The 26808-nt window shown below is 69.3% G+C and carries 27 protein-coding genes and 1 pseudogene; 12 read left to right on the top strand and 16 right to left on the bottom strand.

Annotated features, from left to right (window positions below):
* Positions 1–36: 36 nt before the first annotated feature.
* From AS181_RS16685 to menE, 4 genes are read left to right on the top strand one after another with little or no spacing between them, the layout of a single operon-like run.
* Positions 37–1332 (top strand): inorganic phosphate transporter, encoded by a 1296-nt coding sequence (locus AS181_RS16685; RefSeq protein ID WP_058252674.1) that lies wholly within the window; start codon positions 37–39, stop codon positions 1330–1332.
* Positions 1333–1334: 2 nt separating this feature from the next.
* Entirely contained in the window at positions 1335–1616 is a 282-nt protein-coding gene (locus AS181_RS16680) for a hypothetical protein (protein ID WP_058252673.1), read from the top strand.
* 29 nt (positions 1617–1645) lie between these two features.
* Positions 1646–1990 (top strand): DUF3349 domain-containing protein, encoded by a 345-nt coding sequence (locus tag AS181_RS16675; RefSeq protein WP_058252672.1) that lies wholly within the window; start codon positions 1646–1648, stop codon positions 1988–1990.
* Between the two features lie 38 nt (positions 1991–2028).
* Positions 2029–3153 (top strand): o-succinylbenzoate--CoA ligase, encoded by a 1125-nt coding sequence (gene menE / locus AS181_RS16670; RefSeq protein ID WP_420871667.1) that lies wholly within the window; start codon positions 2029–2031, stop codon positions 3151–3153.
* Positions 3154–3195: 42 nt separating this feature from the next.
* Here the strand turns inward: menE and AS181_RS16665 are convergent, their stop codons facing one another.
* Positions 3196–4071 (bottom strand): type IV toxin-antitoxin system AbiEi family antitoxin domain-containing protein, encoded by an 876-nt coding sequence (locus tag AS181_RS16665; protein WP_058252687.1) that lies wholly within the window; start codon positions 4069–4071, stop codon positions 3196–3198.
* Between the two features lie 146 nt (positions 4072–4217).
* Here AS181_RS16665 and AS181_RS16660 point away from each other — a divergent pair, with 146 nt between their 5' ends.
* Entirely contained in the window at positions 4218–5087 is an 870-nt protein-coding gene (locus AS181_RS16660) for a 1,4-dihydroxy-2-naphthoate polyprenyltransferase (RefSeq protein ID WP_058252686.1), read from the top strand.
* A 30-nt stretch (positions 5088–5117) separates the two neighbouring features.
* Here the strand turns inward: AS181_RS16660 and AS181_RS16655 are convergent, their stop codons facing one another.
* The 6 genes from AS181_RS16655 to AS181_RS25435 form a co-directional block, all read right to left on the bottom strand.
* Complete coding sequence (locus AS181_RS16655; RefSeq protein ID WP_058252671.1) at positions 5118–5978, bottom strand: Clp protease N-terminal domain-containing protein; 861 nt, start codon at positions 5976–5978, stop codon at positions 5118–5120.
* On the bottom strand, positions 5953–6252 hold the full coding sequence (locus AS181_RS16650) for a hypothetical protein (RefSeq protein ID WP_058252670.1): 300 nt from the start codon (positions 6250–6252) through the stop codon (positions 5953–5955). Before AS181_RS16650 ends, AS181_RS16655 begins: the two co-directional genes overlap by 26 nt.
* A 92-nt stretch (positions 6253–6344) precedes the next feature.
* Positions 6345–8909: an FtsX-like permease family protein gene (locus AS181_RS16645; RefSeq protein WP_058252669.1), complete on the bottom strand. Its 2565-nt coding sequence runs from the start codon at positions 8907–8909 to the stop codon at positions 6345–6347.
* Positions 8909–9610: an ABC transporter ATP-binding protein gene (locus AS181_RS16640; RefSeq protein ID WP_058252685.1), complete on the bottom strand. Its 702-nt coding sequence runs from the start codon at positions 9608–9610 to the stop codon at positions 8909–8911. The genes AS181_RS16645 and AS181_RS16640 overlap by 1 nt, the downstream gene beginning before the upstream one ends.
* 45 nt (positions 9611–9655) lie before the next feature.
* A complete protein-coding gene (locus AS181_RS16635) occupies positions 9656–10789 on the bottom strand; it encodes a PLP-dependent cysteine synthase family protein (protein ID WP_058252668.1) in 1134 nt (377 codons plus the stop codon).
* A gap of 12 nt (positions 10790–10801) precedes the next feature.
* Positions 10802–11179 (bottom strand): DUF4229 domain-containing protein, encoded by a 378-nt coding sequence (locus AS181_RS25435; protein ID WP_058252667.1) that lies wholly within the window; start codon positions 11177–11179, stop codon positions 10802–10804.
* 190 nt (positions 11180–11369) lie between these two features.
* On the opposite strand from AS181_RS25435, the gene AS181_RS16625 reads away from it, so the two are divergent.
* From AS181_RS16625 to AS181_RS16615, 3 genes are all read left to right on the top strand, one after another.
* Positions 11370–11594: a BldC family transcriptional regulator gene (locus tag AS181_RS16625; protein ID WP_058252666.1), complete on the top strand. Its 225-nt coding sequence runs from the start codon at positions 11370–11372 to the stop codon at positions 11592–11594.
* A 136-nt stretch (positions 11595–11730) separates the two neighbouring features.
* Positions 11731–11949, top strand: coding sequence for a hypothetical protein (locus tag AS181_RS16620; RefSeq protein WP_058252665.1), 219 nt, complete (start codon positions 11731–11733; stop codon positions 11947–11949).
* Positions 11950–12072: 123 nt separating this feature from the next.
* The gene (locus AS181_RS16615) at positions 12073–12549 is read left to right on the top strand and encodes a helix-turn-helix domain-containing protein (RefSeq protein ID WP_058252664.1); all 477 of its coding nucleotides are present in this window, start codon (positions 12073–12075) and stop codon (positions 12547–12549) included.
* A gap of 36 nt (positions 12550–12585) precedes the next feature.
* Here the strand turns inward: AS181_RS16615 and ccsB are convergent, their stop codons facing one another.
* The 7 genes from ccsB to AS181_RS16580 all read right to left on the bottom strand — a co-directional run bounded on the left by ccsB (position 12586) and on the right by AS181_RS16580 (position 19816).
* A complete protein-coding gene (gene ccsB / locus AS181_RS16610) occupies positions 12586–13605 on the bottom strand; it encodes a c-type cytochrome biogenesis protein CcsB (RefSeq protein ID WP_058252663.1) in 1020 nt (339 codons plus the stop codon).
* A gap of 20 nt (positions 13606–13625) precedes the next feature.
* Positions 13626–15368, bottom strand: coding sequence for a cytochrome c biogenesis protein ResB (gene resB, locus AS181_RS16605; protein ID WP_058252662.1), 1743 nt, complete (start codon positions 15366–15368; stop codon positions 13626–13628).
* An 11-nt stretch (positions 15369–15379) separates the two neighbouring features.
* Positions 15380–16207: a cytochrome c biogenesis CcdA family protein gene (locus AS181_RS16600; protein ID WP_058252661.1), complete on the bottom strand. Its 828-nt coding sequence runs from the start codon at positions 16205–16207 to the stop codon at positions 15380–15382.
* The gene (locus AS181_RS16595) at positions 16207–16800 is read right to left on the bottom strand and encodes a TlpA family protein disulfide reductase (protein WP_058252660.1); all 594 of its coding nucleotides are present in this window, start codon (positions 16798–16800) and stop codon (positions 16207–16209) included. Before AS181_RS16595 ends, AS181_RS16600 begins: the two co-directional genes overlap by 1 nt.
* Before the next feature lie 15 nt (positions 16801–16815).
* Positions 16816–17442, bottom strand: coding sequence for a histidine phosphatase family protein (locus tag AS181_RS16590; protein WP_058252659.1), 627 nt, complete (start codon positions 17440–17442; stop codon positions 16816–16818).
* The gene (hemL, locus tag AS181_RS16585; protein ID WP_058252658.1) at positions 17442–18791 is read right to left on the bottom strand and encodes a glutamate-1-semialdehyde 2,1-aminomutase; all 1350 of its coding nucleotides are present in this window, start codon (positions 18789–18791) and stop codon (positions 17442–17444) included. Before hemL ends, AS181_RS16590 begins: the two co-directional genes overlap by 1 nt.
* An 83-nt stretch (positions 18792–18874) precedes the next feature.
* Positions 18875–19816 (bottom strand): SGNH/GDSL hydrolase family protein, encoded by a 942-nt coding sequence (locus AS181_RS16580; RefSeq protein WP_058252657.1) that lies wholly within the window; start codon positions 19814–19816, stop codon positions 18875–18877.
* A gap of 135 nt (positions 19817–19951) precedes the next feature.
* On the opposite strand from AS181_RS16580, the gene AS181_RS16575 reads away from it, so the two are divergent.
* Positions 19952–21421, top strand: coding sequence for an NAD-dependent succinate-semialdehyde dehydrogenase (locus AS181_RS16575; protein WP_058252684.1), 1470 nt, complete (start codon positions 19952–19954; stop codon positions 21419–21421).
* An 82-nt stretch (positions 21422–21503) separates the two neighbouring features.
* Positions 21504–22106 (top strand): YdcF family protein, encoded by a 603-nt coding sequence (locus AS181_RS16570; protein ID WP_058252656.1) that lies wholly within the window; start codon positions 21504–21506, stop codon positions 22104–22106.
* A gap of 142 nt (positions 22107–22248) precedes the next feature.
* Here AS181_RS16570 and AS181_RS16565 read toward each other — a convergent pair whose 3' ends face one another.
* Positions 22249–23412: an acyl-CoA dehydrogenase gene (locus AS181_RS16565; protein ID WP_058252655.1), complete on the bottom strand. Its 1164-nt coding sequence runs from the start codon at positions 23410–23412 to the stop codon at positions 22249–22251.
* Positions 23413–23582: 170 nt separating this feature from the next.
* Positions 23583–24278: a TetR family transcriptional regulator gene (locus AS181_RS16560; protein ID WP_058252654.1), complete on the bottom strand. Its 696-nt coding sequence runs from the start codon at positions 24276–24278 to the stop codon at positions 23583–23585.
* A gap of 157 nt (positions 24279–24435) precedes the next feature.
* Here AS181_RS16560 and AS181_RS16555 point away from each other — a divergent pair, with 157 nt between their 5' ends.
* Together AS181_RS16555 and AS181_RS25725 are read left to right on the top strand one after the other, a co-directional pair.
* A complete protein-coding gene (locus AS181_RS16555) occupies positions 24436–26529 on the top strand; it encodes an acyl-CoA dehydrogenase family protein (RefSeq protein WP_058252653.1) in 2094 nt (697 codons plus the stop codon).
* A gap of 97 nt (positions 26530–26626) precedes the next feature.
* A pseudogene (locus tag AS181_RS25725) lies at positions 26627–26790 on the top strand (manganese catalase family protein); the annotation flags it as partial.
* Between the last annotated feature and the right edge of the window lie 18 nt (positions 26791–26808).

Here is a 26808-nt window from a genome sequence, read left to right as displayed (position 1 = left end):
AGGTAAATGAGGGCGGTAGGTCCCACAATCGTCACCATGAGCGGCGAGATGCTGATCCTGGTGCTGTTGGTGGTCACAGCCCTCGGCTTCGACTTCACCAACGGCTTCCACGACACCGGCAACGCGATGGCGACGTCGATCGCCACCGGCGCCCTGAAGCCGAAGGTCGCGGTCGGGCTGTCGGCGGTGCTCAACCTGGTCGGCGCCTTCCTGTCCGTGGAGGTCGCGGCGACCATCACCAAGGACGTGCTGAACATCCAGCAGACCTCGGGACCCGACGCCGGGGAGCTGGTGGCCGGACTGTCGGCGACGACGGCGCTGCTCATCATCTTCGCGGGCCTGATCGGCGGCATCCTGTGGAATCTCTTCACCTGGCTTTTCGGGCTGCCCTCGAGTTCGTCCCACGCCCTGTTCGGCGGGCTGATCGGTTCGGGTCTGGCCGCGATCGGTGTCAGCGGGATCAACTGGTCCGGGATCACCTCCAAGATCCTCATCCCCGCGCTGGCCGCACCGGTCATCGCCTGTCTGGTCGCGGCGTGCGGAACCTGGCTGGTCTTCGCGATCACCCGCCGGATCGCCGACCGGCAGAAGGAGGACGGCTTCCGCTACGGGCAGGTCGCCACCGCATCGCTGGTCTCGCTGGCCCACGGCACCGGAGACGCCCAGAAGACGATGGGTGTCATCGCGATGGCCCTCATCGCCACCGGACACCTCGAGGCGTCGAGCGTCAGCCACGGACTCCCCTTCTGGGTGGTGTTCAGCTGCGCCGCCGCCATCGCGATCGGCACCTACCTGGGCGGCTGGCGGATCATCCGCACCCTCGGCAAGGGACTCGTCGAGATCACCTCGCCGCAGGGCATGGCCGCCGAGGCGTCGTCGGCCGCCATCATCCTCACCTCGAGTGCCGCGGGCATGGCGCTCTCGACCACCCAGGTCGCGACCGGCTCCATCCTGGGTTCGGGGGTCGGCCGCAAAGGCGCCCAGGTCCGCTGGTCGGTCGCCGGCCGGATGGCCGTCGCCTGGGTGACGACCCTGCCCGCCGCCGGCGCGGTCGGTGCCGCCTGCTACTTCCTCGCGCACCTGTTCGAAGACGTCACCGGGGCCCTCATCATCTTCGCGATCCTGGTCGTCGCGTCGGGCTACATGTACTGGCGCGCGCAGGAGAACAAGGTCGACCACGAGAACGTCAACGACGCCTGGGAGGGCGAGGCCCTCGCGGGCGAGGAGTGGGAGGAAGCGGTCGCCACCGAGACGGACGACACGACCCTCCCGCTGCCACCGGTCATCCCGGCCGAGATCATCGTGCAGCACGACCCGGAGAGGAGCGCCTGAGAATGGAGACGTTCGAGGCCATCGGCAAAGTCCTCATCGTCGGACTGGTCCTGGGAGCGGGACTGCCCGCGCTGTTCGCAGTCGGGTTGCGTCTGCGGTCCCTCGCCGACGGTTCCGTTGCCGCCGACGAAACGACCTCCGATCCGCATCCCGCGCTGAAGCCCGTGGCGTATCTCATCTTCGGCGTCGTCATCCTGGTGATCGTCGTCGGGATCCTCTGGATCACCCGGCAGACGATCTTCTACTACACCGGCGTCAAGATCTTCCCGTTCGGCTACAAGTGATCGTCCCCGCTTCTGATCGGAGACACCCCGTGGACCGCCCGACACTTCTGCAGAAGGTCGTGGAGTGGTTGCGCGCCGGCTACCCCGACGGCGTCCCGCACAACGACTACATACCGCTCGTGGCGTTGCTGCGCCGGCAGCTTACCGACGACGAGGTGAGCCAGGTGTCGGCGGAGCTGGCCCGCGAGTCCCCGCCGCCACCCGAACCGATATCGCGGATCGACGCGGCGGTGAAGATCACCCACTACACCCATGAACTGCCGCACGAGGACGACATCGCGCGGGTACGCGCACACCTCGTCGCCCGCGGATGGCCGTTCAGCGACGAGCCCGATCCCGATGGGGACGGTCCGACCGATGGGGACCTGCCCTGAGGACCCTGCGAACCCTGCCGCTGCCGTCGACCGCCGCCGTGCTCGACCACGTCGACGACCTCCGGGCGATCCTCGACGGTTCCTCGGCCTTCCTGCCCGTGCCCGACGACGCCCGCGCCGCAGCCGAACTCGCCTCGGCGCTGCAGGTCGACGCACCGATCGACGACCCCGTGTCCCTCGTCGTCTCGACGTCGGGGTCGACGGGCACCCCCAAGGGCGCGCAACACTCTCCGGCGGCCCTCGCCGCGTCGTCGCGGGCCACCGCCGACCATCTGGGCGGGCCGGGCAATTGGCTGCTGGCGCTGGCACCGCACCACATCGCCGGCCTGCAGGTCCTGCTCCGCGCGCTGACCGCCGGGCAGACGCCGGTTGTCCTGGACATGCGGGCCGGTTTCGATCCCGAGGTCTACGCCCGCGCCGTACGCGACTTCGAGGGTCCGCGGCGATACACCTCGCTGGTGCCCACCCAGCTCGTCAAGGTTCTCGACCAGCCCGCCGCGACCGCCGCCTCGCGGGAGCTCGACGCCATCCTCGTCGGCGGTGCGGCGACCCCGAAACCGTTGTGGGACAGAGCGGTCGACGAGGGTCTGCCGGTCGTCGCGACATACGGGATGAGCGAGACCGCCGGAGGGTGCGTCTACGACGGGCGACCCCTCGACGGCGTCGCGGCCCGCATCGCCGATCCGGCACCCGACGGGGTGGGGCGCGTACTGCTCGGCGGTCCGGTCGTCGCCTCCGGCTATCGCAATCTGCCCGACCATCCGGCCTTCGCCGAGCCGGGCTGGTTCCGCACCGACGACCTCGGCCGCGTCGACGACGCCGGGCTGCTCTCGATCGTCGGCCGCGCCGACGAGGCCATCTCGACCGGCGGGCTGACCGTCGTACCGCAGGTCGTCGAGGCCGTGATCGCCGACGACCCGGCGGTTGCCGAATGCGTCGTCGTCGGACTCCCCGACGACCGGCTCGGCGAGGCGGTCACCGCGTTCGTCGTCGTCCGTCCCGGAGAACGCGTCGACGTCAACCGGATTCGCGGTTCGGTCACCGAGCGGCTCGACAAGTACGCGGCCCCCCGGCGGGTCGTCGAACTCGACGCCCTCCCCCTCCGCGGACCCGGCAAGTACGACCGACGCGCGTTGCGGGCCCGCTTCGGTGCGCAGATGTAGTGTGTCGTCGCGCCTGGCGCAACGATGTGCGACAGCTGCAGTTCAGGCGGCGGTCGCAAGTGCCTGGGAGATCGACGTAGCGACGTAGTCCGCTCGGTCGCGGAGGTCACCCCAGGTGTAGTTCAGCACCGTCCAACCCGCCGCGATGAGCGCATTGCGTCGGGTACGGTCGCGCTGAAACGTCTCCGCGTCGCGGTGGAAAGCGAACCCGTCGATCTCCACCGCCACCATCCGGTCGAGGAAGGCGAAGTCGATCTCGTACCCGCAGGCCGGATGGTTCGCCACCCACCCTTCGATACCCGCGGTCCGGAGGATCGTGACAGCGAGCCGCTCGGCGGCCGACCGCGCACCCGATTCCAGCAGCTCGACCATCGGACCCATGTCCGCCGCGCCGACGCAACGGCGTCGCCGCTCGTAGGCCTCGACGAGACGCTCGACCGTGGTGCGCCGCTGCTGCAGCGCGGAATCGATGACCTCGATGCCGCCCTCTACCGCACCCTCCAAAACCGACAACGCGACCCCGGTGACCGGTAGCCCGTCCCGGGTCAGCACGTCGGCGTCGGCGAGAGCGCGGTTGAGAATCCGGACTCCCGTCACCGGATGACCGTGGCGGCCGCGGAGAGCGGTGACCGTGGGCAAGGCGGGTGGGGCTTCGACGATCCCATGCCACCATGCGGCAGCGAGTCCCGAGAGGACCCCGTGAGTGCCGACGGCCAGCGTCGCGGTCCGGATTCGCGTGCGGTCGGTCTCGGGGTGGTCGGCGAGCCGATAGACACGAGGATGCACCGATACCCACTCGCCGGCCCGCACCCGACGGTGCACCGCCGACCGGTTGATGCCGTGTTCGCGGGCATCGGCAGCGGTGAACACGCCGTCCTGCTCGAGGGCGAGCGCCCGAAAGTCCGGCGGAAGATGCATGACCTTCAGACGCACCTGCGCCGCAACCGGTTCCATCGCTCGACGGTCGCCGCAGATGTAGTGTGTCGTCGCGCCAGGCGCTACGAAGTTTCACACCTGCCGGGCAGCCGCCGACTCGCGCGCGCGGCCGTGACACGATGAACCCCGTGGCTACCCCCTCGCAGTGGATCCAGGGCGCTCGTCCGCGCACGCTCCCCAACGCGATCGCGCCGGTCGTGGTCGGTGTCGGCGCGGCGCTGCACTCCGGCGACGTCACATGGTGGAAGTCCGTACTCGCGCTGGCGGTGGCCGTCGCGTTCATCATCGGCGTGAACTTCGCCAACGACTACTCCGACGGCGTGCGGGGGACCGACGACGACCGGGTCGGTCCGATGCGCCTGGTCGGGTCGGGCGCCGCCTCGCCGAAGGCCGTGAAGACCGCCGCGTTCCTGTGCTTCGGGATCGGCGCGGTCTGCGGGCTCGTCCTCGCCATCGCGACGGCGTGGTGGCTCGTGCTGGTCGGCGCGATCTGCATCGCCGGCGCCTGGTTCTACACCGGCGGCAAACGCCCATACGGCTACGCCGGCTGGGGCGAGGTCGCGGTGTTCACCTTCTTCGGGCTCGTGGCCGTCCTCGGCACCCAGTTCGTCTCCGCCGGTCGCATCGATTGGGTCGGACTGGCCGGCGCGATCGGGATCGGTGCGATCTCGAGCAGCGTGCTGGTCGTCAACAACCTCCGAGACATCCCCAGCGACACCGAATCCGGCAAGATCACCCTCGCCGTGCGACTCGGTGACGCCCGGACCCGGTTTCTGTTCGCCGTGCTTCTCCTGACCCCGCTCGCGATCAGCGTGGTCCTGGCCTTCGCGACCCCCTGGGCGCTGCTCGGACTGGTGACGTTCCCGCTGCTGTGGCAGGCCTACGCCCCGGTCCGGACCGGGGCGGCCGGACCGGGACTGATCCCGTCGATCGGGACGACCGGGAAGGCGATGCTCGCCTGGGCGGTCGTCACGGCGGTCGCGCTCGCGCTCACCTGACGGACCTCGACGCCAGACCTGCGCCGACGATCAGACCTGCGCCTCGACGTCGGGCAGGCTCGCCACGACCGCGGCGCGGAGTTCGTCGGCCGTGGTGGCGGATTCGATCAGCGCCCGCGACGCGTCGTCGGCGGTGTCGATGATGCCCAGCAACAGGTACTCCGCGCGGAGGCGCCGGTCACCCCGTTCCCGCGCGATCTCCATGGCCCGGCCGAACACCGTCCGGGTGTCGTTCGCGAAACGCGGACGGGCGCCCCGGCCCCGCGGTCCGCGCCGGCCGCGACCCGGCTCCCAGGGCCCCTCGCCGCCGAACGGTCCGCCCGGTCCGAAACCACCCAGCCCGAAACCTCCTGGCCCGAAACCACCTGGGCCGAAACCCTCCGGTCCGAAACCCTCTGGTCCGAAACCCTCTGGCCCGAGACCCTGTGGGCCGCAATCCGGCCGGGGTCCGCGACCGCGACCATGGTGCCGGTGCCCCCGACGCCCGTGACCACGTCCTCGGGGGCCGCGCTCGGCACGCTCGCCCCAGCCATCGGACAGGTCCTCACCGAAGCGACCGCGCACCGCTTCCCGGACCTTGTCGAGGTCGATTCCGATGCTGCGCAGGGCTTTTCGATCCTCCTCGTAGCGTTCGCGGGCCGACTCGTCGTCGGCGGTCTCCGCGGTGTCGGACCGTTCCGCGTGCTCGCCGTGGTACTTCCGGACCACCTCCCGGGCCGACGTCAGCGTCAACCCCTGATCGGCCAGCAGCGCGAACAACGGGCTGCGGGCGTTGCAGAGCATGCCCAGGATCAGGTGGTCATTGCCGAGTTGCCGGTGACCCAGGTCGCCGGCCTCCTGCGTGGCGAAAGCCAGCAGCATCTTGTCATCGCGACTGATTCGCTCGAACATCTGTGTCTCCTTCTGGCCCACTCGCGCGGGCCTCACGTTGTGAGTGCTTCTGATGCACGGCCTGTCGGCTGATCTGCAGCACTTCTGCGATCGCCTGCCAGCTCCACCCGTGGGCACGGGCGTTGGCCACCTGCACGTCCTCGAGCCGGTCGGCCAGGGTGCGCAGGGCGCGTACCGCGGCCAGGCCCCTCGCCGGATCGCCGCTCGCGGCGTCTCCGGCCAGCTCGGCGCTCGATGCGTCGGGTGCGGTGTCGGTGCTGTGGTCGTCGTGCATGATGTCAGGTTATGTTGACATCTCCGCTATGTCAAGAATTATTGACAAGCGGGGCATGGCACATCTGATTCGATCGCGCCGCCGCGAGCGGACTACTCGTTCTGGATCGACTCGCTGATGTTCATCCGCCCGGCCCGGACCGCGGGGACGAACGCACCGATCAGGCAGAGAGCCACGGCGATGGTCACGAAGAGCAGGGCCGACGGCCGTGGCGAGTACAGCACCGTCAGGGACGTCGTGATGGTCAGGATCTGGTTGCTGAGCAGATGCATGGCGGCACCGAGGGCGACGCCGAGGACCGACCCGACCAGGGCGACCGCTCCCGCCTCGGCGAGCACCGTCCGCGAGACGAACCGGCGGGAGGCCCCCATCGCCCGCAGGACGCCCAGTTCGCGGCGTCGTTCGAGGACCGACAGCAGCAGCGTGTTGAGCAGTGCGATCGCGGCCGCACCGGCGACGATCCACTGGATGGCGACCGCGAACGCGCCCGCCTGCTCGACAGTGGCCTGGGTGGCCGCGAGGGCCTCGGCACCGCTGTAGACACTGATGGGCTTGTTGCCCGTCGTCGGGACGCCGTCGACGAGCGCCTCGAGGTCCCGGCGGACCTGCTCCGGGTCGGCATCGGGCGAGGTGATCACCTGCAGGTAGGTGTCGCCGTCGCGATCGAACCACTCCCCCAGCAACTCCTGCGACATGGCCGCCACACCGGAGTCGAGGGAGACATAGTCGACGGTGTCGCGCACGACCGTCTGCCGCGGACCGTTGGGGGTCGCGAGTTCCACCGTGTCGCCCGTGCCCACGCCCAATGCGCGGGCCAGCACGTTCGACATCAGGATGCCGTCGCCGGCGAGGACGCTCGCCACCGCTTCCGGCGACGCCTTGCGCATGAACGGTGCGCGCGAACCCGGCTCGAGCCCTTGCACATTCGCTTTGCTCTCGCCGATGTTGACCGCGGCCCACTGACCACCGACGACCTCGGTGACCCCGGGAACCGCCGCAACGCGTTCGGCCACCGAGGGCGGCAGGATCGGACCCAGGGGCAGGCTCGCGGCCGACGTCGACGACACGTAGAAGTCCGGATCCCCCAGTCCGTCGAGCGATTTCGACATCGACGAGACGAGGTTGTCCAGTGCTCCCGACGTCCCCATGCCGACCGCGATGGCCACCGCGACCGTCATCAGCGTCGCCCACGCGCGCCGCGGGGCGCGCTCGCTGTTCACCGAGGCGAGCTGTCCGGGGCCACCGAACCAGCGCGCCACCCGAACCACCGCCCAGGCCAGCGGTTTCGACAGCGCGAAGCACAGCAGCAGCGCGCCGACCAGATAGAAGACGCCGGCCACGATGGCCGGGCGGCCCGGCACGGTTGCCACGACCACCCACGACGCGATCAGGCCGGCGACCCCGAGCACCGCGGCGATCACCACCGCGGGACCACGCCGCGCGGCGGAGTCCGACACCTCGACCGGAGCCATCGCCTCCACCGGCGAGACCGCGAACACCGCCCGCGCGGCCAGCGTCGTCGCCGCGACACACGCGACCACGCAGGCGATCACCGCCGCCGCGGGCGCGTACCCGGGCAGGTGGTAGTTGATGACGGTGCCGACGGAATCGGCCGGGGGTTCGGGCAGGCTGCTGATCACCGCCCGCCCGGCCAGGATTCCGAGGGGGATGCCGAGTACGCCGCCGACGAAACCCATCAGCGCGGCCTCGCCGAGCATGTCCCCGACGAGGTGAGACCGCTTGGCGCCCAACGCCCGGATCATCGCCAGCGACCTCCGCCGCGACGCCACCGCCATGTTCATCGTGTTGAACACCAGGAAGGCGGCGATCACCAGCGACACGAGCGAGACCAGCAGGGTCGCATCGCGGGTCACCGAACTCGCGACCTCGGCCTGCTTGGCGCGGAAGTCCGGATCGACCACCACCGCGCGGCCGTCCACGATGCCCTGCACCTGCGAGCGCACGGCGGACAGATCGGCGCCGGGCTCGGTCACGATGAGGATCGAGTCGAGCCGGCCCTCGAGTCCGACGAGCCGCTGCGCGAGGTCGACGTAGGCGAAGAGAAAGCGGCCGTTGTTGAGACCGGCGGCCTGCTCGTTGCCGACGACCTCGAGGACCTCGACCTCGATCCCGTTGACGGTCAATCGGTCTCCGCGGTCGAGCCCGAGTCCCGGGCCGACGAACACGCCGGTGCGCAGTCGGTCCAGGTCGACGGTCCCCGGACCGGTCCCGGCCTGCCCCTGCTGCAGGGCGCCGCGCAGACTGCCCGAGAGCTGGGTGACGCGTTGATCGGAGCCGAGCAGCGGCACGGCCGAACCGTCGACGACGACCGACCCGCGGATCATCGGCACGACGGCCGCCGCCGCGTCGACGTCGCGACGGATCTCGCCGGCCAGCGACTCGTCGACGCCGGTGTCGGTGATGCCGGCGACCTCGATGTCGGCGACCCCCGACACCGCATTGTTGAAGTCCCGCACCGACTCCGACGCCGACCCGTAGGTCCCGAGCACCGCGATCAGCAACGCCGACGACACGACCACCACCGCCAGCGAGGTGAGCAGGCGCAGCCGGTGGGTACGGATCTCGCGCAGGTTCAGCAGGCGGATGCGGGTCAGACCGGCGGCTAGGGCGGCGGCCCGAGAACCCCGTCGCGCCACTAGGCGATCTTCCCGTCGCGGACCGTGATGGTGGTGTCGGCGACCGCGGCGGCCTTCGGGTCGTGGGTCACCATCACCACCAGCCGATCGGGGGTGTCGTGGGCGACCTCGGAGAGCAGTTCGAGTACCGCCTCACCCGTCTTGGAGTCCAGGTTGCCGGTCGGTTCGTCGGCGAGCAGGATCGTCGGGTCCATGATGAGCGAGCGGGCGATCGCGACGCGCTGCATCTGGCCGCCGGACAGCTCCGAGGGCCGATGGTCGACCCGGTCGCCGAGTCCGACCCGCGCAAGCAGTTCCACGGCACGGGGTTTCGCCTTGCGGAGCGACTGGTTGTCGAGCAGTCGCGGCAGCGCGACGTTCTCCCACGCCGACATCGTCGGCACGAGGTTGAAGAACTGGAAGATGAACCCGACGCGGTTGCGCCGGAACTCGGAGGCGGCGGTGTCGTCGAGTGCCCCGAGGTCGACACCGTCGATGCTGATCCGGCCCGACGTCGGGGTGTCGAGAGCTCCGAGTACGTGCAGCAGGGTGCTCTTGCCCGCTCCCGACGGGCCGACCACCGAGACGAACTGACCGCCGTCGATGGACAGGTTCAGACCGTCGAGGGCGCGAACCCGTTCCTCGCCCATCTGGTACTCGCGCACCAGATCGACCGCTTCCACCAGGGCACTTCCGGTGCCGGGCGTCCGCCCGGGTTCCATCGACACTCCCGGATCGTAACCCACCCGCGGCGACCGGCCCGGGTCTCAGGCGGTCCAGCGACCGGTGGCGAGGAACTGGTCGAGCACCGTCTCGGCGGGGCCGAGGTCGAACGAACCGGCGGCGAGCCAGTCGTCGTCGAAGTAGGTCGTCGCGTACCGGTCACCCGAGTCACACAACAGGGTGACGATGCTGCCGGGCGTGCGCGCGGCGACCATCTCGGCGACGAGCGAGAAGGCCCCCCACATGTTGGTGCCGGTGGAGCCACCGACCCGACGACCCAGGAGGTCGCTCACGCGCCGCGCGGTCGCGATCGACGCCGCATCGGGCACCCCGATCATGCGGTCGATGACCTGCGAGATGAACGACGGCTCGACCCGCGGCCGGCCGATGCCCTCGATGCGCGAGCCGGTCTGGGCGGTCAGCGTGCCGTCCGCCGACGCGTAGGCCGGCAGGAACACCGAGTTCTCCGGGTCGACGACGGCCAGCCAGGTGTCGTGGCGCCGGTAGCGCACATACCGTCCGAGGGTCGCCGATGTACCGCCGGTACCCGCCCCCACGACGATCCAGGTGGGGATCGGGTGTTCCTCCTCGGCCAGCTGGGCGAAGATCGACTCGGCGATGTTGTTGTTGCCGCGCCAATCGGTGGCCCGTTCGGCCATCGTGAACTGGTCGATGAAGTGGCCACCGAGTTCGGACTCGAGACGCAACGCCTCGGCATAGACCTCACCGGGGTGCTCGACGAAATGACACCGCCCGCCGTGGCGTTCGATGAGTGCCGTCTTCGCCGGGGACGTGCTCCGTGCCATCACCGCGATGAACGGGACGCCGATCAGCTCGGCGAAGTAGGCCTCGCTCACCGCCGTCGACCCCGACGACGCCTCGATCACCGGCGTGCCCTCGACGACCCACCCGTTGCACAGCGCATAGAGGAACAGCGAGCGCGCGAGCCGGTGCTTCAGCGACCCCGTCGGATGGGTCGACTCGTCCTTGACATAGAGGTCCACGCCGACCTCGCGGCTCGTGTCGCCGTCGGCGACGGTCCAACGGGACCATGCGGGCAGCGCGACGCGGAGGAGATGGGTGTCGGCACTGCGCCGGCCGTCGGCCTCGATGAGGCGGACGGCGTTCCGGGTCCAGGCCCGATCAGCGCGACGGTCGACGACTCGCGTGGGTTCCACGGGTCGCCGAACTCACTTCTCGCCGCGGAGCCGGGCCTGCAGGTCGTCGTGCTTGGAACGGCGACCGGCCTCCAGTGCCGCGATCTCGCTGTTGACCTTCAGACGCAGGGTCTTGAAGAGGACCATGCCGAGCGGGAGCGCGATCAGCACCCCGAACACCGCCGCCACGAGGAACGGCACCTCGACGCCGACCAGGTTGCCGCCGACCATGATGATCACCACGACCGCGGTGACGAGCAGCAGACGCGCGAACGTGTATGCGAACAGGGCGAACGCCAGGGTCATCGGGCGACCACCCGCCTGCGGCGTGGCGTCGCCGGCCGTGGTCTCGCGGGTGGCCGCGTCGGGCGTGGCCTTCTTGCCGGGGGTGGGGTCGGGCGTTTCACTCACCCCCTCAGCGTACTGGGCGGTCTCGGCGCTCCCGCAGGTCGCGGGCCTTTGCATGCTCTTTACCTCCCACTGACGGTTCGAGTACCTGGGCGATTTGCGTGTATTCATAAGGAACTCGTCCACCACCGTGCAGAGCCGCTTCGCCATCTCGGCGCACCGACCGAGCACTCCAACACGCACAGGGGGAATCATGACCAGCATCGAGACCGCACCGCCCACGACCTACATCACGCCGGGACTGGCCAGCCAGCACACGTTGACCCCCGGCCAGGTCGCCGCGATGTTCAACGTGAATCCCAAGACGGTCGCCCGCTGGGCGAGCTCCGGCATCCTCGGCTCGATCCGCACCCCGGGCGGCCACCGACGCTTCCGCGAGGAGGACGTCGTAGCCTTGCTCAACCGCCGCGCCCACTGACCCGACGGCCCTGTGGTTCTCCCGACGACCCGACGCCCGGCCGGACCTCATCCGATCAGTGGAGAAGTGCGGGTCAGGTCGGCTTTCGCCCTGACCTCTCAGGCGTCTCACGTACGCTGGTCGTCGGGAGGTTGTCATGATCTATCTGTTCGCCGTTCTGGGTCTGCTGGCCATCGGTTTCCTCATGTGGCGCGCCTTCGGACCCCACTCCGACGAGTCCGGCGACACCCCTTCGCCCGGCCCGCGTCGATCCCGTCCCCGCGGCCCGCTCGGCCCCGACGACGACCCCGATTTCCTGCGCGACCTGGACAATCGCACCCGCGGCACCAACGGCACCGACGGTGATGAGATCTGAGGCGTGACGCGCGGCCGAAAAGCTGCGACCAGGTTCAGAACGTCTCTGCGGAACATACCCGTGGGTAGGGTATTGTCCACTTCACCATCGACTCCCCGATGGCCGGACCGAGAGAAGGCGCCGTTGAACCCGGGACGATCTCCGCGAGGGGCGTCGACCGATGACGACCTGAGCTTCGCCGAGAAGATCGGATACCTCTTCGAACACAGCCGTGACGAGAACGGCATCCGATATACCGGCAAGAAGATCGCCGAGAAGGCCAACCGTCTCGGCTACTCGCTGTCCGACGCGTACATCTCCCAGCTACGCACCGGCAAGGCCCGCACGCCGTCATTCCGCACCGTCGAGGCCATCGCCCGCGCCTTCGACGTCAGCGTCACCTACTTCCTGTCCAACCCCGACGAAGACCTCGAACGCGTTCGGCAGCAACAGAATTACGTCGAGATGCTCCAGGTCACCGGGAGTCACCTGTCCGGCATCGACATGGGTTCGCTGTGCCCGGACACCATCGACGCACTCATCGACCTGCTCAAACTGGTCAAGGCCCAGGCGATCGCCAAGCGGGCCGAGGAGAACTCCCCGAGCGAGGCGTCCGGCTGACGGTTTCCGCCGGCGCGCCTCACGACCGGGCGGTCCTCACAGACCGGCGTACGAGTGCAGTCCCGAGACGACCAGGTTGATGATGAACAGGTTGAACAGCATCGCCACGAATCCGGCGACGTTGATCCAGGCCGCGGCATTGCTGCGCCAGCCCGCCGTCGCGCGTGCGTGCAGGTAGGCCGCGTAGATCACCCAGGCGATGAAGGACACCGTCTCCTTGGGGTCCCAGCCCCAGAATCGGCCCCAGGCCGCCTCGGCCCAGATGGCACCGCAGATCACCCCGAGGCCGAACAGCGGGAAGCCGATCACGACGCACTTGTAGGCCAGGCGGTCGAGCTGCTCGACGGACGGCAGATGGTCGACGACCCGACGGACCGCGCCGCCCAGACCCGGACGGGTCGCGGCCGTGGCGGAGTCGTCGGACGAGGTCGGAGCCCAGCGCATCTTGACCAGATAGAGGATGCTCGCCACACCGGACACCAGCAGGATGCCCGAGGACACCGAGATGATCGAGACGTGCACGGCCAGCCAGTAGGACTTCAGGGCCGGGACGACGGGTGCGGCCTGGGTGTAGAGCCAGCGGCCGGCGATGAACATCAGCAGGATGACGGGCAACAGCACGAACGAGAGCAGCGGGCGGTGCTCGCGCTTGCGCAGGATGATCAGGGCGGCGAGCACGCCCGCGGCACACGTCATCGAGATGAACTCGTACATGTTGCCCCAGGGCGCACGGTCGGTCGCGATGCCGCGGAGCACGATCGAACCGATGTGCGCGGCGAGGCCGACGACGACGACCGGGAGCGCCATGTTGCCGAGCTTCTCGCCCGGGGTCCGGCGCGACGACTCGTCGACCCGCCCGGGCACCCGCGTGTCGGTTCCGTTCACCCCGGCGTTGACCAGCTGCTTCTGCTCGAGGCGTCGTCCGCGGACCGCGGCGAGGGCGCCCAGGAACAGAATGACCGCGACGACGTAGACCGTCATGGCCGTGCCGTAGAGCAGGTCCGAGTACCGCGCGAGAGTCTCGTCGATCGGCATCGCCGGAGCGTCGGTGTTCATGTGCTTCCTTTCGCCGGCCGCTAGAGCCGCCGGGTCGTCCGCCGCGAGGCAGGTCCGTCGGCGTCGTCGGCCACCAACTCGGCCGCCTGCTCGTCGAAGCCCTCACCCCAACCGGCCTGATCGGTACGCGCCAGCCCGGCGATTTCTACTACAGTACGTCGTTGCCCAGTGTGCGGGCCATCGGTGTCCTGGCCATCGCCGTCGGCACGAGCGCTCACGGCCGGCACCGGGACCAGTCGGGCCCAGATGCGGCGGCGGCGGATCAGCAGCGACACCAGCAGACCGCCGAGCATGACGATCGAGCTCACCAGCACCCAGATCTGGGCGGGGTCGTGCGAGACCTGGACCGACACCCACCGCTCGTAGCCGTCGAAGGTCACCGTCGTGCCGTCGGCGAGGGTGTGGCTCTGGCCGACCGCGAGGTTGACCTGCGCCTGACGTTGGAGGCGGCCCTGTTCGATGAGGTCCTGGTCGAGCGAGTAGACGTTCTGCGGTCTGCCGGTGTCCAGACCGGTGTCGCCCTTGAAGATCCGGATCGCGACGAAGGGGTCGTCGGGGGTCGGCGACGACGACGTCAGCAGCGAGCCGTGGAACGACGCGGTGGGCGCGAACAGGCCCTCCAGCGCGATCTGGTTCTTCCGGCGGTCGTCGGCGTCGGGGTACAGGCCCGCCGGGGTGTCGAAGCGTGCCGCGCCCGACGAGAGCATCGTCTGGAGCTCGTCCGGCACGAACGGGGTGGTCTGCGTGCGCTTCTCCCCGTTGGGAAAGGTCACCGTGAACGTCGGCGCGAAACCGTTGCCGAGGACGTAGACCCGGTCGCCCGCGACGCGAAGCGGTTCGTTGACGCGCACCGACGCGGTGTCCCAGCCGGCGGGATCGCCGAGGTTGCCCACGCTGCCGTCACTGCCCGCGGCGTACCGGATGGTGGCGTCGTACATGTCGGGCTGACCGCTGGGCAGGAAGGTCGCCGAGAAGTCGTCGACGCGGAAGCAGAACGGCGACAGGTCGGTGCCGTCGACCAGGTTGCCGGCGCGGAACGAGTCGTAGACGGCGGTCGAGGTGTTGCACAGTCCCTGTTCGCCGTCGGCGACGAGGCTGCGGGTGCCCTCGTAGCCGTACATCTTGCCCAACGCGATCGACACCAGCAGCGCCAGCAGCGCGAAGTGGAACACCAGGTTGCCGAACTCGCGCAGGTAGCCCTTCTCCGCCGAGACCTCGACGCACCCGTCCGGATACGCCTTGCTCGGCTCGCGGACCACGACCTCGCGACGCCACCCGCGCAACCGGGCGTCGATCCGTCGGGCGACCGTCTCCGGATCCCCGTCGACGGTGTGGGTCACGTGCCGCGGCAAGCGCGACAGGTTGCGCGGTGCGGCAACGGGTTTCGCGCGCAGGCTGTGGAAGTGCTCGACCATGCGCGGCGTCAGGCAGCCGACGAGGGAGATGAACAGCAGGACGTAGATCGCGGTGAACCAGGCGCTGGAGAAGACGTCGAAGAGCTGCAGGCGGTCCATCCACACGCCGAGCTGACCGCGTGCGGCGATGTACTCCAGGGTCTTCTGCTCGTTGAGCTCGCGCTGCGGGAGCAGGGCACCGGGGATCGCGGCGAGGGCGAGCAGGAAGAGCAGGATCAGCGCGGTCCGCATCGAGGTCAGCGAACGCCACAGGTTGCGTAGTGGCCACAGCACCCGGCGGCGGGCCCAGTGGGGCTTCGGGGCCGGCTCGGGGGTGTCCACCTGCGGGCGGTCGGTCACATCGGTCATCAGGACAGCACTCAGATCGGTAGTTGGGTGTCGGTGACGAAGCGGACCTGGACCCAGACGATGAACTGGTCCCACCAGCCGGTCAGGAGGGCGACGCCGACCCCGATCAGCAGGACGCCCCCGATCACCTGGATCGTGCGGGCGTTCCGGCGGAGCCAGCCGAGACTGCGCAGGGCCCAGGCCGAGGAGAAGGCCAGGATCACGAAGGGCAGGCCCAGGCCGAGGCAGTACGCGACGATGAGGGTCACGCCCTTGGCCGCCGTCGACCCCTCGGTCCCGCTGACGGTGGCGATCACCGCGGCCAGCGTCGGCCCGAGGCACGGCGTCCAGCCGAGTGCGAAGACCGCTCCGAGCAGCGGCGCCCCGACGATGTTGGAGACCCGCCGCGGTTCGAAGCGGACCTCGCGCTGCAACGCCGGGATGAGGCCGATGAACACCAGGCCCATGGCGATGGTCACGACCCCGCCGATGCGTTGCAGCAGTTCGCGATTCAAGACGAAGGTGCTGGTCACGCCGAGGACGGTGGCGGTGGCGGCGACGAAGACGACGGTGAAGCCGAGGACGAACAGGCCGGCGGCCAGCGCGACCCGCGACCGGCCGCTCTTGGCGCTCTCCCCCACCTTCACCGCGGGCGCCTCGGCCCCGACGAGACCCGCGAGGTAGGACAGGTAGCCCGGGACGAGGGGCACGACGCACGGGGAGGCGAAGGACACGAGCCCGGCGAGCAGGCAGGCGGCGAAGGCGAGCAGCAGCGGTCCGCTGGAGACGGTGTCGGCGAACGTGTCGCCGATCGAGGAGGCGAGCACCAGGGTGGTCGAAGCCTGGGTGAACGGGTCCATCACATCGACCCCGCCGGCTCGGCCGCGACGCGCTTGACGACCTCGTCGAGCTCGTTGTCGGAGACCGCCTTGAGGAACACCGCCGCCGGCCGGTGCTGCCGATCGAGGACGATCGTCGTCGGCACCACCGAGGTGGGCGTGGTCAGAGCGGCCAGTGACATCCCCGGGAAGTCGTAGATCGACGGGAACCCGACCTTGCGGTCGAGCACGAAGTCCTTGGCCGACTCCCGGTCGTCGCGCAGGTTGATACCGAGGAATTCCACCCCGTCGGCTCGGTTGCGTTCGTAGACGCGCTCGAGGTCGTCGGCCTCACCGCGGCAGGGTCCGCACCACGAACCCCACACGTTGACGACGACGACCTTGTCCGCGAATCGCGGATCGGACAGCGACAGCGGCTGTTCGGTGACCAGGTCCTCGCCGGCGAGTTCGGCGATCGGCTTGCGCTCGTCGGGCGCGTAGGTGATGACGGTCTGCCCGCCCGGTGAAACGAACTGGAAGGTGTTCCCCTGCGCGACCGCGTCGTCGCCGGTGCTGCATCCGGCGACCAGCAGGATCAGGGCCGACAACATCGTCGGCAGGAGGAACTTGCGCACTACGTCAGGCTTTCTTCACGCACCGGTGGCCAGTGGGTCCGAGGACCCGGCCGGCTCGGAGTAGATGATGTCGACGAGGGCGTCGTCGTCGTAGATGAGGCTGGTCAGCGAGGCCAGCGAGCACTGCCGGCGACGCGGGTCGTGCCAGAGTCGCTGACCTTCGAGGAACCGGCGCAGGGTGTATACGGGCAGCTGGTGGCTGACGCAGACGGCTTCGTGACCGCGGGCGGCGTCGCGGGCCTTGTTCGCGGCGGCCAGCATGCGGTGTGCGAGCTGGATGTAGGGCTCGCCCCAGGAGGGGGTGAACGGGTCGCGCAGTTTGGGCCAGTGTCGGGGCTTGCTCAGCGCGCCGTCGCCGACGGAGACCTTGAGACCCTCGAAGACGTTGTCGGCCTCGATGAGGTCGTCGTTGGTGAGGATCGGGACGCCGTGCGCGGCAGCGATCGGGGTGGCGGTCTCCTGCGCGCGCTGCAGCGGCGAGGCGAACACGGCCTTGACGTCGTGGTCGGCGAGGGTGTCGGCGACCTTGCGGGCTTGTGCCTGGCCGTCGCCGGAGAGGCGGAAGCCGGGGAGACGGCCGTAGAGGATGCCGTCGGGGTTGTCGACCTCTCCGTGGCGCATCATGTGGACGATCGTGTGCATCAGGCGTTGTCCCCCGGGGTGGCTGCGGTCGCGGCCGCCTGCGCTGCCGCGGGCAGCGCATCGGCGATCTGCGAGAAAGCATCCTCGTCCAGCGCCGCGGACACAAACCAGGCTTCGTAGGCGCTCGGCGGCGCGTACACGCCGCGTTCGAGCAGGGCGTGGAAGAACGGCGCAAACCGCCAGGTCTCGGTGGCGGCGACGCCGTCGTAGTCGAAGATCGGGATCTCCGGGTCGGTAGTGAAGAACACACTCAGCAGGCTGCCCGCCTTCTGTACGCGGTGGGCCACCCCCGCCGCGGAGAGGGCCTCGTGCAGCAGGGTCGCGAGGCGGTCGGAGTTGGCGTCGAGCGTGCGGTAGACCTCGACGTCGGCGTTGCGCAGGGTCGCGAGGCCGGCGGCGACGGCGACGGGATTCCCCGACAGCGTGCCCGCCTGGTACACCGGCCCGGTCGGCGCGAGACGTTCCATGACGTCCGCGCGGCCACCGAACGCCGCCGCGGGCAGTCCCCCGCTCATGACCTTGCCGAAGGTGTAGAGGTCGCCGGCCACGCCCTCGAGTCCGTACCAGCCACTCGGGCTCACCCGGAACCCGGTCATGACCTCGTCCATGATCAGCAGCGCGCCGTGGCGGCGCGTCAGGTCGCGGAGTCCGGCGTTGAAGCCCTCGACCGGCGCGACCGCGCCCATGTTCCCGGCCGCCGCCTCGGTGATGACGGCCGCGATGTCGTCGCCGAACTCGGCGAAGGCGTCGGCGACGGCGGTGAGGTCGTTGTAGGGCAGCACGAGGGTGTCGTGCGCCGACGCACCGGTGACGCCGGGGCTCGTCGGCAGCCCGAGCGTGGCGACGCCGGAGCCGGCCGCGGCCAGCAGCGCGTCGACGTGACCGTGGTAGCAGCCGGCGAACTTGATGATCTTGGACCGGCCCGTGAAGCCGCGGGCCAGCCGGATCGCCGACATCGTCGCCTCGGTGCCGGAGTTCACCAGCCGGACGCGCTCGACAGGGTCGACGCGGCCGATGATCTCCTCGGCGAGTTCGATCTCGGCCTCGGTCGGGGCGCCGAACGACAGGCCGCCGGTGGCCGCCTCACGCACCGCCTCGACGACGGCCGGGTGCGCGTGCCCCAGGATCATCGGACCCCAGGAGCTCACGAGGTCGACGTAGTCGTTGCCGTCGGCGTCGGTCAGCCGGCATCCGGACGCCGAGGAGATGAAGCGAGGGGTCCCGCCGACCGCGGAGAACGCGCGCACCGGGGAGTTGACGCCGCCCGGGATGGCCTGGGTCGCGCGGGTGAACAGCGCGGCGGAGGCGGCCGTGCCGGGAGCGGGCGTGGCAGCAGCGGAAGGGGTCACGGCCTACAGTGTTCCAAACGGCACCGGGTGACCCAAATCCTCGCTGGTCGGAGGGGGTGCGACCCGGCTCGAACCGGACCCGGTCAGCTCGCGAGCGCGGTGCGCACCTGGTCGGCGATCGCCGCCTGACCCGCCTCGTTGGGGTGCACCGCGCCGGGTCCCGGAGTGGTCATCGGCTCGATCCAGCGCTGCTCGCCGGCACACGCGTCGTGGCCCTCGGAGACCTGTGACATGTCGACGAACTCGACGCCCTCGTCCTGCGCCGCGCGCCGCCCGTAGGTGTTGAGCGCGGTCTGGAGCTCGCGGATCATCGGTACGTCCCCGGCGGCGAGTCGCATCTCGGGATAGCAGCCGGTCGTCGGCGGGACCAGCCAGGGATAGCCGACGAGCAGGATGCGCGCGTTCGGCGCGCGGTCCCGGACGTCGCGCAGGGCCTGCCGCACGGCGGGATAGATGTCGGTGGCGACCGGCTCGATCAGCGCCCGTCCGTAACGGTCCGTGCACGGCGAGCCGGTGCGGTCGGAGTCGGCCAGTTCGCCGCAGAGCCGGATCGCGCGACCGTAGGTCTCCTCGTCGTTGCCGCCGATCATCATCGTGACCACGTCGGTGTCGCCGTCGAGGGCGTCGAGTTGGGGCGGCACGCCCTGGTGCTGCGACTCGCGGAAGTCGTCGGTGTCGGCGCCCGCGCAGCTGACGTCGGTGAGGTCGAAGTCCTCGTCCGCCGCGACGACATTCGCGTAGTTCCTCGACGACCGCAGGCAGTAGATCGGCGAGTCCTCCTCCAGTGGCCGCACGCCGGTCCCGGCGCTGAAGCTGTCGCCGAGGTTCACGTACTCCGTCGACCGGGTGTCGTTTTCCGTCGACTGGGCAGGCGTTTGCGTCGACTGGGCAGGTGTTTCCGTCGACTGGGCGTCGTTCTGCGTCGACTGGGCACAGCCGGCGAGGACCGCTCCCGCCGCGAGCAGCACGAGCCCGGACCGGATGAGCCGCCGTGGACGTCGATCGTCGAACCTGCGTGCCGTCATGCCGCCATCCTGCGTCCGGTGAAGCCCGTCGGCAACCACCGGCCGGCCGCCCGCCCACGCGGGTAGCGTGGTTCGCCGAGGGGATCGCCGCTCCGCGCGGAGTCCCGCAACCGAGTCACGAGGATGTGAATGCGCATGAGCGACAAGGAGATTCTCGACCCGCAGGCCGTGCTCGACGGCGTGCCCACCGGACTCTGGATCGACGGCCGGTCCACACCCGCAGCCGACGGCGGGACCTTCGAGGTCTACGACGCCGCGACCGAGGAGTCGCTCGTCTCGGTCGCCGACGCGGGGGTCGCCGATGCCCGCCGCGCTCTCGATTCCGCCGTCGCCGCGTCGGCGGACTGGGCGGCCACCGCACCACGGGAGCGCGGCGAGATCCTCCGCCGGACCTTCCAGTTGCTCACCGATCGCGCCGACGACATCGCCATGCTGATGACCCTCGAGCTGGGCCGCGCCCTCCCCGACAGCCGGGCGGAGACGACGTACGGACTCGAGTTCTTGCGGTGGTTCGCCGAGGAGGCCGTCCGGATCGGCGGTCGGTTCAGTCCGGCGCCGGCCGGCAACGGGCGCATCCTGGTGGCCCACCAGCCCGTCGGGCCGTGCCTGGCGATCACCCCGTGGAACTTCCCGCTCGCAATGGGGACGCGCAAGATCGGGCCCGCGCTCGCCGCGGGCAACGTGATGCTCGTGAAGCCGGCCCGCGAGACGCCGCTGACGATGCTGGCTCTGGCCGAGGCCTTCGCCGAAGCCGGTTTGCCGCCCGGCGTGCTGTCGGTGCTGCCCACCACGTCGAGCGGCGACGTGTCGTCGACGTTGATCACCGACGATCGCATCCGCAAGATCAGCTTCACCGGGTCGACGCCGGTGGGTCGCAGCCTGCTCGGCCAGGCCGCCGATCGCGTCCTGCGCACGTCGATGGAACTCGGCGGCAACGCTCCGTTCCTGGTCTTCGACGACGCCGACGTCGACGCCGCGGTCGAAGGCGCGTTCGCCGCTAAGATGCGCAACGGGGGCGAGGCCTGCACCGCCGCGAATCGGTTCCTGGTGCAGTCCGGTGTCGCCGAGGAATTCACCGAGAAGCTGGGGGCGAAGATGTCGGAGGTCCGGATGGGACCGGGGTACGACGACGGGGTGACCCTGGGGCCGCTGGTGAACGCCGACCAGCGAGACAAGGTTGCCGACGCGGTCGAGCAGGCCGTCGCCGACGGTGCCCGTGTGCGACTGGGCGGTGAACGTCCGGAAGGCCGGGGTTTCTTCTATCCCGCAACGGTTCTCGACAACGTCGATCCGTACGCGCCGGTGACGCGCGAGGAGATCTTCGGACCCGTCGCGGTGATCAGCACCTTCGACGACGAGTCCGCGGGCATCGAGGCCGCCAACTCGACCGAGTACGGCCTGGCGTCGTACTTCTACAGCCGCGACCTCGAGCGCTGCATGCGCGTCGCGGGTGCCCTGGACTCCGGCATGGTCGGGGTCAATCGCGGGGTGATCTCCGACGCCGCAGCACCGTTCGGTGGCATCAAGCAGTCCGGGATCGGCCGTGAGGGCGGCAGCGAGGGCATCGACGAGTACCTCTCGGTGAAGTACATCGCGCTCACTTGACCGTGTTACGTGTGTGACTAGTGATGCAGGTGTTATCGATCCGATACCTGTACGACCGTACTGATCCCTACACTCGGTCACCATGCGTCGTAGAACCCTCACGACCGCGGCAGCCGCGGCCGCAATCGCAACTGCCGCCTCGGTGGCGGTCGCCGTCGCACCCTCCGAACCGGTGGCGAAGGTCGAGAATGCCGCGATCAGCACCGATTTCGGCAGCGTCGACCTCGGCAGCTCCGAACTCGGTACCCCGAACAGCAACTTCCTCTGGCAGAGTCCGGGGACCCGGTACATCGTCGTACTCGGCGCCAGGTTCGGCGTTCTCGGGCAAACTCCGGATGTCCTCAAGCGTCGTCTCGACGTCGCGGCGAACCTCGGCAAGAAGCACCCGTTCAACCGCATGATCGTCTCCGGTGGCGACACCCACTGGCTGCCCGTCACCGAGGCCCAGTTCATGAACCTCGGGCTCATCCGACGTGGAATTCCCATGTGGCAGATGGTCAACGAGGGCGCCTCCACCTCCACGGTGCAGAACGCCCAGAACACGGTGCGGATGCTGAAGCACATGGGCGCCAACGGCGCGATCATCGTGACCAACGGCTTTCACATGGAGCGCGCGATGAAGAACTTCCGCGACGCGGCCCGGCAACAGGGCGCGCGCATCGAGTTCCGGTCCGCGTACGCCTAGCACCTCGCGAATACCCTTCTCGCGTCGCCGATTCCGTCCCGCTGATTCGATCCCATCAGCGGGACGGAAACGGCACCGCGAGAACGCAGCTCGCCCCGCCGGCCGAAGCCGACGGGGCGAGATCGTGGTGCTTCAGGGGCGATCAGCGCAGGAGCGCGCGGCTCATGACGACGCGCTGGATCTGGTTGGTGCCCTCGTAGATCTGGGTGATCTTGGCGTCGCGCATCATGCGCTCGACCGGGAAGTCGCGGGTGTACCCGGCACCGCCGAACAGCTGCACGGCGTCGGTGGTGACCTCCATCGCGACGTCGGACGCGAAGCACTTCGACGCCGAGGAGATGAAGCCCAGGTTCTTCTCGCCGCGTTCGGCGCGAGCGGCCGAGGTGTAGACCATGAGGCGAGCCGCCTCGACCTTCATCGCCATGTCGGCGATCATGAACTCGACGCCCTGGAACGAGCTGATCGGCTTGCCGAACTGCTTGCGGTCCTTGACATATGCGATGGCCTGGTCGAGCGCGCCCTGCGCGATGCCGACGGCCTGCGCGCCGATGGTCGGGCGGGTGTGGTCGAGGGTCTGCAGGGCGGTCTTGAAGCCGGTGCCCTCGTCGCCGATGATGCGGTCGAGCGGGATGGTGCAGTCCTCGAAGTACAGCTCCGCGGTCGGCGAACCCTTGATGCCGAGCTTCTTCTCCAGCGGTCCGACGGTGAAGCCGGGGTCGTCCTTGTGGACCATGAACGCGGAGATGCCGTTGGCCTTCTTCTCCGGGTCGGTCACGGCCATCACGGTGTACCAGCTCGACTTGCCGCCGTTGGTGATCCAGCACTTGGAGCCGTTGAGGACCCAGTTGTTGCCGTCCTTACGGGCGCGGGTCTTCATGCCCGCGGCATCCGAACCGGCCTCGCGCTCGCTCAGGGCGTACGACGCCATGTCCTCACCGGAGGCGATGCCGGGCAGCACCTGCTGCTTGAGTTCCTCGGAGCCGTTGAGGATCAGGCCCATGGTGCCGAGCTTGTTGACCGCGGGGATGAGCGACGACGATGCGTCGACGCGGGCGACCTCTTCGATGACGATGCAGGCGGCGATGGAGTCGCCACCCTGGCCGCCGTATTCCTCGGGCACGTGGATGGCGTTGAAACCCGATGCGACGAGGGCGTCGAGCGCCTCCTGCGGGAACCGCGAGTTCTCGTCGACGTCTGCGGCGTGCGGCTCGATCTCCTTCTCCGAGAGCGCACGGATCGCCTCGCGCAGCGCGATGTGCTCTTCCGGGAGCTCGAAGACGTTGAAGTCGGGATTTCCGTAGCCCATGACAACTCCTCACGGCACAGCGAGTGCCTGTTCGTTCCCGGCACACGGGGTGCCGGCAGATGTTGACAACCAGTTCAGCACGGCACTGAGTGCCATGTCAATCGATGCGGTCCCCGTCCCCGCCGATTGTCCTCGAAACCGGCGCCGATGTCCCGCAGCCCTCCACCTGATCAGTCCTCCCCCAGCTCTTCGGCCACCCGACGTGCGACTTCCGACCGAGACATCCCGGCCGGATAGGCGACCACGGTGACCTGTCCGCCCGACCCGCCCCCCGGGACCGGCGCGCCGCCGGCGCCCCCGGCACCGAGTGCCATCGCCACCCGTCGCAGCTCGTCCCGCAGTCGTTCGGGGGTGGCCTCGGCGTCGCCGCGGATCATCTGCCGCAGCAGGAAATTGTGAGTGCCCGTGACCGCCGCCACGTATGCGACGACACGCACCGGCGACTCGCCGGGCAACCGTGCGCGCAGGAAGTCCTCGAACGCACCCTGGTAGCGGTACGTCGTCACCAGCTCGCGATCGCGCAGCGCGGGCACCTCCTGCACCACCTGTGCGCGCCGAACCGCGAGTTCGCGATCCCGGACGAAGTGGGCGAAGACCAGTTCGGCCGCCGCACACACCGCCAGCCACGGATCGTCGTCGGAGGCCGCAAGCCGGTCTCCGACCTGCGCGAGCAGCGACTCGTGGTCGGCGAAGATGACATCTTCCTTGGACCCGAACTGCCGGAAGAACGTGCGACGGGACATCCCGGCGGCGGCCGCGAGCTGCTCGACGGTCGTCGACTCGTATCCGTGTTCGCTGAACAAGCGGATGGACTCGGCGACGACACGCGTGCGGAAGGCGGTCGGATCGGTGTCCGCGACTGACATGGGTCAAGTATCACCACATGGAGGCGACGAGACCCTCGGGCCGTCCCGAACCGGGAGTTCGGCGCGGACCCGTGCAGCGGATCGGTGCGCATTACTCGTCAGTAGCGACCGCCACAAAAGCTGGGTCCGACGCGTGGTCACTACGTACGGTGGAGCCATGGCAACCCCCACCGCTCCCACCGAGAAGACCCCGGCTGAGAAGAGCTCGACGGAGAAGACCCCGTCGACGACGAGTCCGACACCCATCGCGACCGAACCGACCGTCGACGACCCGGTCGCCCCGACCGACGTCTCCGCCGACGACGAACTGTCCGCGGACGAGCGGGCACTGCTCGTCGACAATCTGCGGTTCGTCCTCGACGGTCGCTGGCGGGCGACGAGGGAGACGGTGCGGGAGAACTCGAACCGCGCCGACCTCCTGCCCGACCCGTCCCGGACGCTCGACGAGGCGCGCGCCCACACCCTCGAGGTGATGCGCGAGCTCGCCTCGCAGGGTTTCGCGGCCGCCGGTTTCGCCGAGGACCACGGCGGCAGCGGTGACATCGGCGCGTCGATCACCGCCATCGAGATGCTCGGTTACGCGGATCTGTCCCTCATGGTCAAGGCCGGCGTGCAATGGGGCCTCTTCGGCGGCGCCGTCGAAAACCTCGGTACCGCAAGGCATCACGAGAAGTACGTGCCCGGCATCATCGACCTGAGTGTCCTCGGGTGCTTCGCGATGACCGAGACCGGGCACGGTTCGAATGTGCAGGCCATCGAGACCACGGCGACCTACGACCGCGAGGCCCGCGAGTTCGTGATCAACTCCCCCACCCCGTCGTCCCGCAAGGACTACATCGGCGGCGCCGCCGCGCACGCCCGGTATGCCGCGGTGTTCGCCCAGCTCGTCACCGGCGGGCCCGACAAGGAGCCCGAAGGCCGTGGCGTGCACTGTTTCGTGGTGCCGATCCGGGACGAGGACGGCGCCGACCTGCCCGGCGTCACCACCAGCGACTGCGGGTACAAGGGCGGACTCGCCGGCGTCGACAACGGCCGGATCATGTTCGACAACGTCCGCATCCCCGCGGAGAACCTGCTCAACCGCTACGCCGACGTCGCCGATGACGGCAGCTACAGCTCGCCGATCGAGAACACCAACCGCCGCTTCTTCACCATGCTGGGCACCCTCATCCGCGGCCGCGTCAGCGTGGCGGCGACCGCGGGTGCCGCCGGCCGCAAGGCGCTGGCACTCTCGACCCGCTACGGATTGATCCGCAAGCAGTTCGAGGCGCCCGAGGGCACCGACGAGATCACCGTGATGGACTACCTCGGTCACCAGCGAAAGCTGTTGCCGCTCATCGCGAAGTCGTACGCGATCGGATTCGCGCAGAACGAGATCGTCGACGAACTGCACGAGGTCCAGTCGGTCGCACCCGACGACTCCGACGCCGGACGCCAGCGCCAGCTCGAGGGGCAGGCCGCCGGCCTCAAGGCCTACGCCACGTGGCACGCCTCCCACGCGATCAACGTCAGCCGTGAAGCCTGCGGCGGCGCAGGCTATCTCGACGAGAACCAGCTGTCGATCATGCGCGGCGACATCGACGTCTTCACCACCTTCGAGGGCGACAACACGATCATGACGCAGCTCATCGCCAAGGAACTGCTGTCCGCGTACTCCGAAGACGTCCAGGGCCTTTCGGCGGGCGGCTGGGTGCGCTTCATCGCGGGCATGGCCCGCGACGTGGTGGCCGAGAAGACCGCGGTCCGGCAGGTCGTGCAGACCCTGCTCGACGGTTCCGACGAGGACACCGAGAAGTCGGCGCTCACCGACCGCAGCACCCAGATCCGGTTGTTTCGTAACCGTGAGGACCACCTCGTCCGGACGTGCGCCCAACGTCTACGCCGCGCGCTCGACGACGACAACGACGCTTTCGAGGTGTTCAACAACGCGCAGGACCACCTGCTGAAGGTCGGGCACGCGCACATCGAACGCGTGGTGCTCGAGGCCTTTGTCGAGGCGATCGAGAATTGCGATTCCCGTTCGGCGGCCGAGCTTCTGGGCAAGGTGTGCGACCTGTTCGTCTACTCGGCACTGGCGGACGACCTGTCCTGGTTCATGATGCACCGGCACATCTCGGTGGAGCGCGCCAAGGCGATCCGCCGCGGCGTGAACGAGCTCTGCCAGGAACTGCGACCGCATGCCCGGTCGCTCGTCGACGCCTTCGGCGTCCCTGAAGAGTTGCTGCGCGCACCCATGCTCCAGAACGGCTGAGCCCCGCTCTCGAGACCATCGCGGCCACCGTCGAACAGACGGTGGCCGCGTTGTCGTTTCGGCATTGGTGTTTGGGCCCGCGCACCACGGGCATACTGACCCGCAGCCGCTGGGCGATCGGCAGTCGGGGCCGCCGCCGGACCCGAAGCTCTACGAGACCTACGACGGCGCGATGGGCACCCGCAGAAGCCGCAGTTCGGCACCGAGAAGGGTGTCATGGGCAAGATCAAGGACGTCGTCGATCCGGACCCGTCCGGCTAGGAACGCACCGACAACCCG

It is taken from the genome of Gordonia sp. SGD-V-85, assembly GCF_001456905.1.
In the GTDB taxonomy this organism is placed as follows: Bacteria; Actinomycetota; Actinomycetes; order Mycobacteriales; family Mycobacteriaceae; genus Gordonia; species Gordonia hongkongensis.
Note: the sequence above shows the minus strand (reverse complement) of the source record. Positions and strands in the feature narration are given on the sequence as shown.

Coding starts and splice junctions, on each gene's coding strand:
- AS181_RS16685 (WP_058252674.1), top strand. CDS start 37: ATGAGCGGCGAGATGCTGATCCTGGTGCTGTTGGTGGTCACAGCCCTC.
- AS181_RS16680 (WP_058252673.1), top strand. CDS start 1,335: ATGGAGACGTTCGAGGCCATCGGCAAAGTCCTCATCGTCGGACTGGTC.
- AS181_RS16665 (WP_058252687.1), bottom strand. CDS start 4,071: ATGCATCTTCCGCCGGACTTTCGGGCGCTCGCCCTCGAGCAGGACGGC.
- AS181_RS16655 (WP_058252671.1), bottom strand. CDS start 5,978: ATGTTCGAGCGAATCAGTCGCGATGACAAGATGCTGCTGGCTTTCGCC.
- AS181_RS16650 (WP_058252670.1), bottom strand. CDS start 6,252: ATGCACGACGACCACAGCACCGACACCGCACCCGACGCATCGAGCGCC.
- AS181_RS16640 (WP_058252685.1), bottom strand. CDS start 9,610: ATGGAACCCGGGCGGACGCCCGGCACCGGAAGTGCCCTGGTGGAAGCG.
- AS181_RS16625 (WP_058252666.1), top strand. CDS start 11,370: ATGACCAGCATCGAGACCGCACCGCCCACGACCTACATCACGCCGGGA.
- AS181_RS16620 (WP_058252665.1), top strand. CDS start 11,731: ATGATCTATCTGTTCGCCGTTCTGGGTCTGCTGGCCATCGGTTTCCTC.
- ccsB (WP_058252663.1), bottom strand. CDS start 13,605: ATGAACACCGACGCTCCGGCGATGCCGATCGACGAGACTCTCGCGCGG.
- resB (WP_058252662.1), bottom strand. CDS start 15,368: ATGACCGATGTGACCGACCGCCCGCAGGTGGACACCCCCGAGCCGGCC.
- AS181_RS16600 (WP_058252661.1), bottom strand. CDS start 16,207: ATGGACCCGTTCACCCAGGCTTCGACCACCCTGGTGCTCGCCTCCTCG.
- AS181_RS16590 (WP_058252659.1), bottom strand. CDS start 17,442: ATGCACACGATCGTCCACATGATGCGCCACGGAGAGGTCGACAACCCC.
- AS181_RS16580 (WP_058252657.1), bottom strand. CDS start 19,816: ATGACGGCACGCAGGTTCGACGATCGACGTCCACGGCGGCTCATCCGG.
- AS181_RS16575 (WP_058252684.1), top strand. CDS start 19,952: ATGAGCGACAAGGAGATTCTCGACCCGCAGGCCGTGCTCGACGGCGTG.
- AS181_RS16570 (WP_058252656.1), top strand. CDS start 21,504: ATGCGTCGTAGAACCCTCACGACCGCGGCAGCCGCGGCCGCAATCGCA.
- AS181_RS16565 (WP_058252655.1), bottom strand. CDS start 23,412: ATGGGCTACGGAAATCCCGACTTCAACGTCTTCGAGCTCCCGGAAGAG.
- AS181_RS16560 (WP_058252654.1), bottom strand. CDS start 24,278: ATGTCAGTCGCGGACACCGATCCGACCGCCTTCCGCACGCGTGTCGTC.
- AS181_RS16555 (WP_058252653.1), top strand. CDS start 24,436: ATGGCAACCCCCACCGCTCCCACCGAGAAGACCCCGGCTGAGAAGAGC.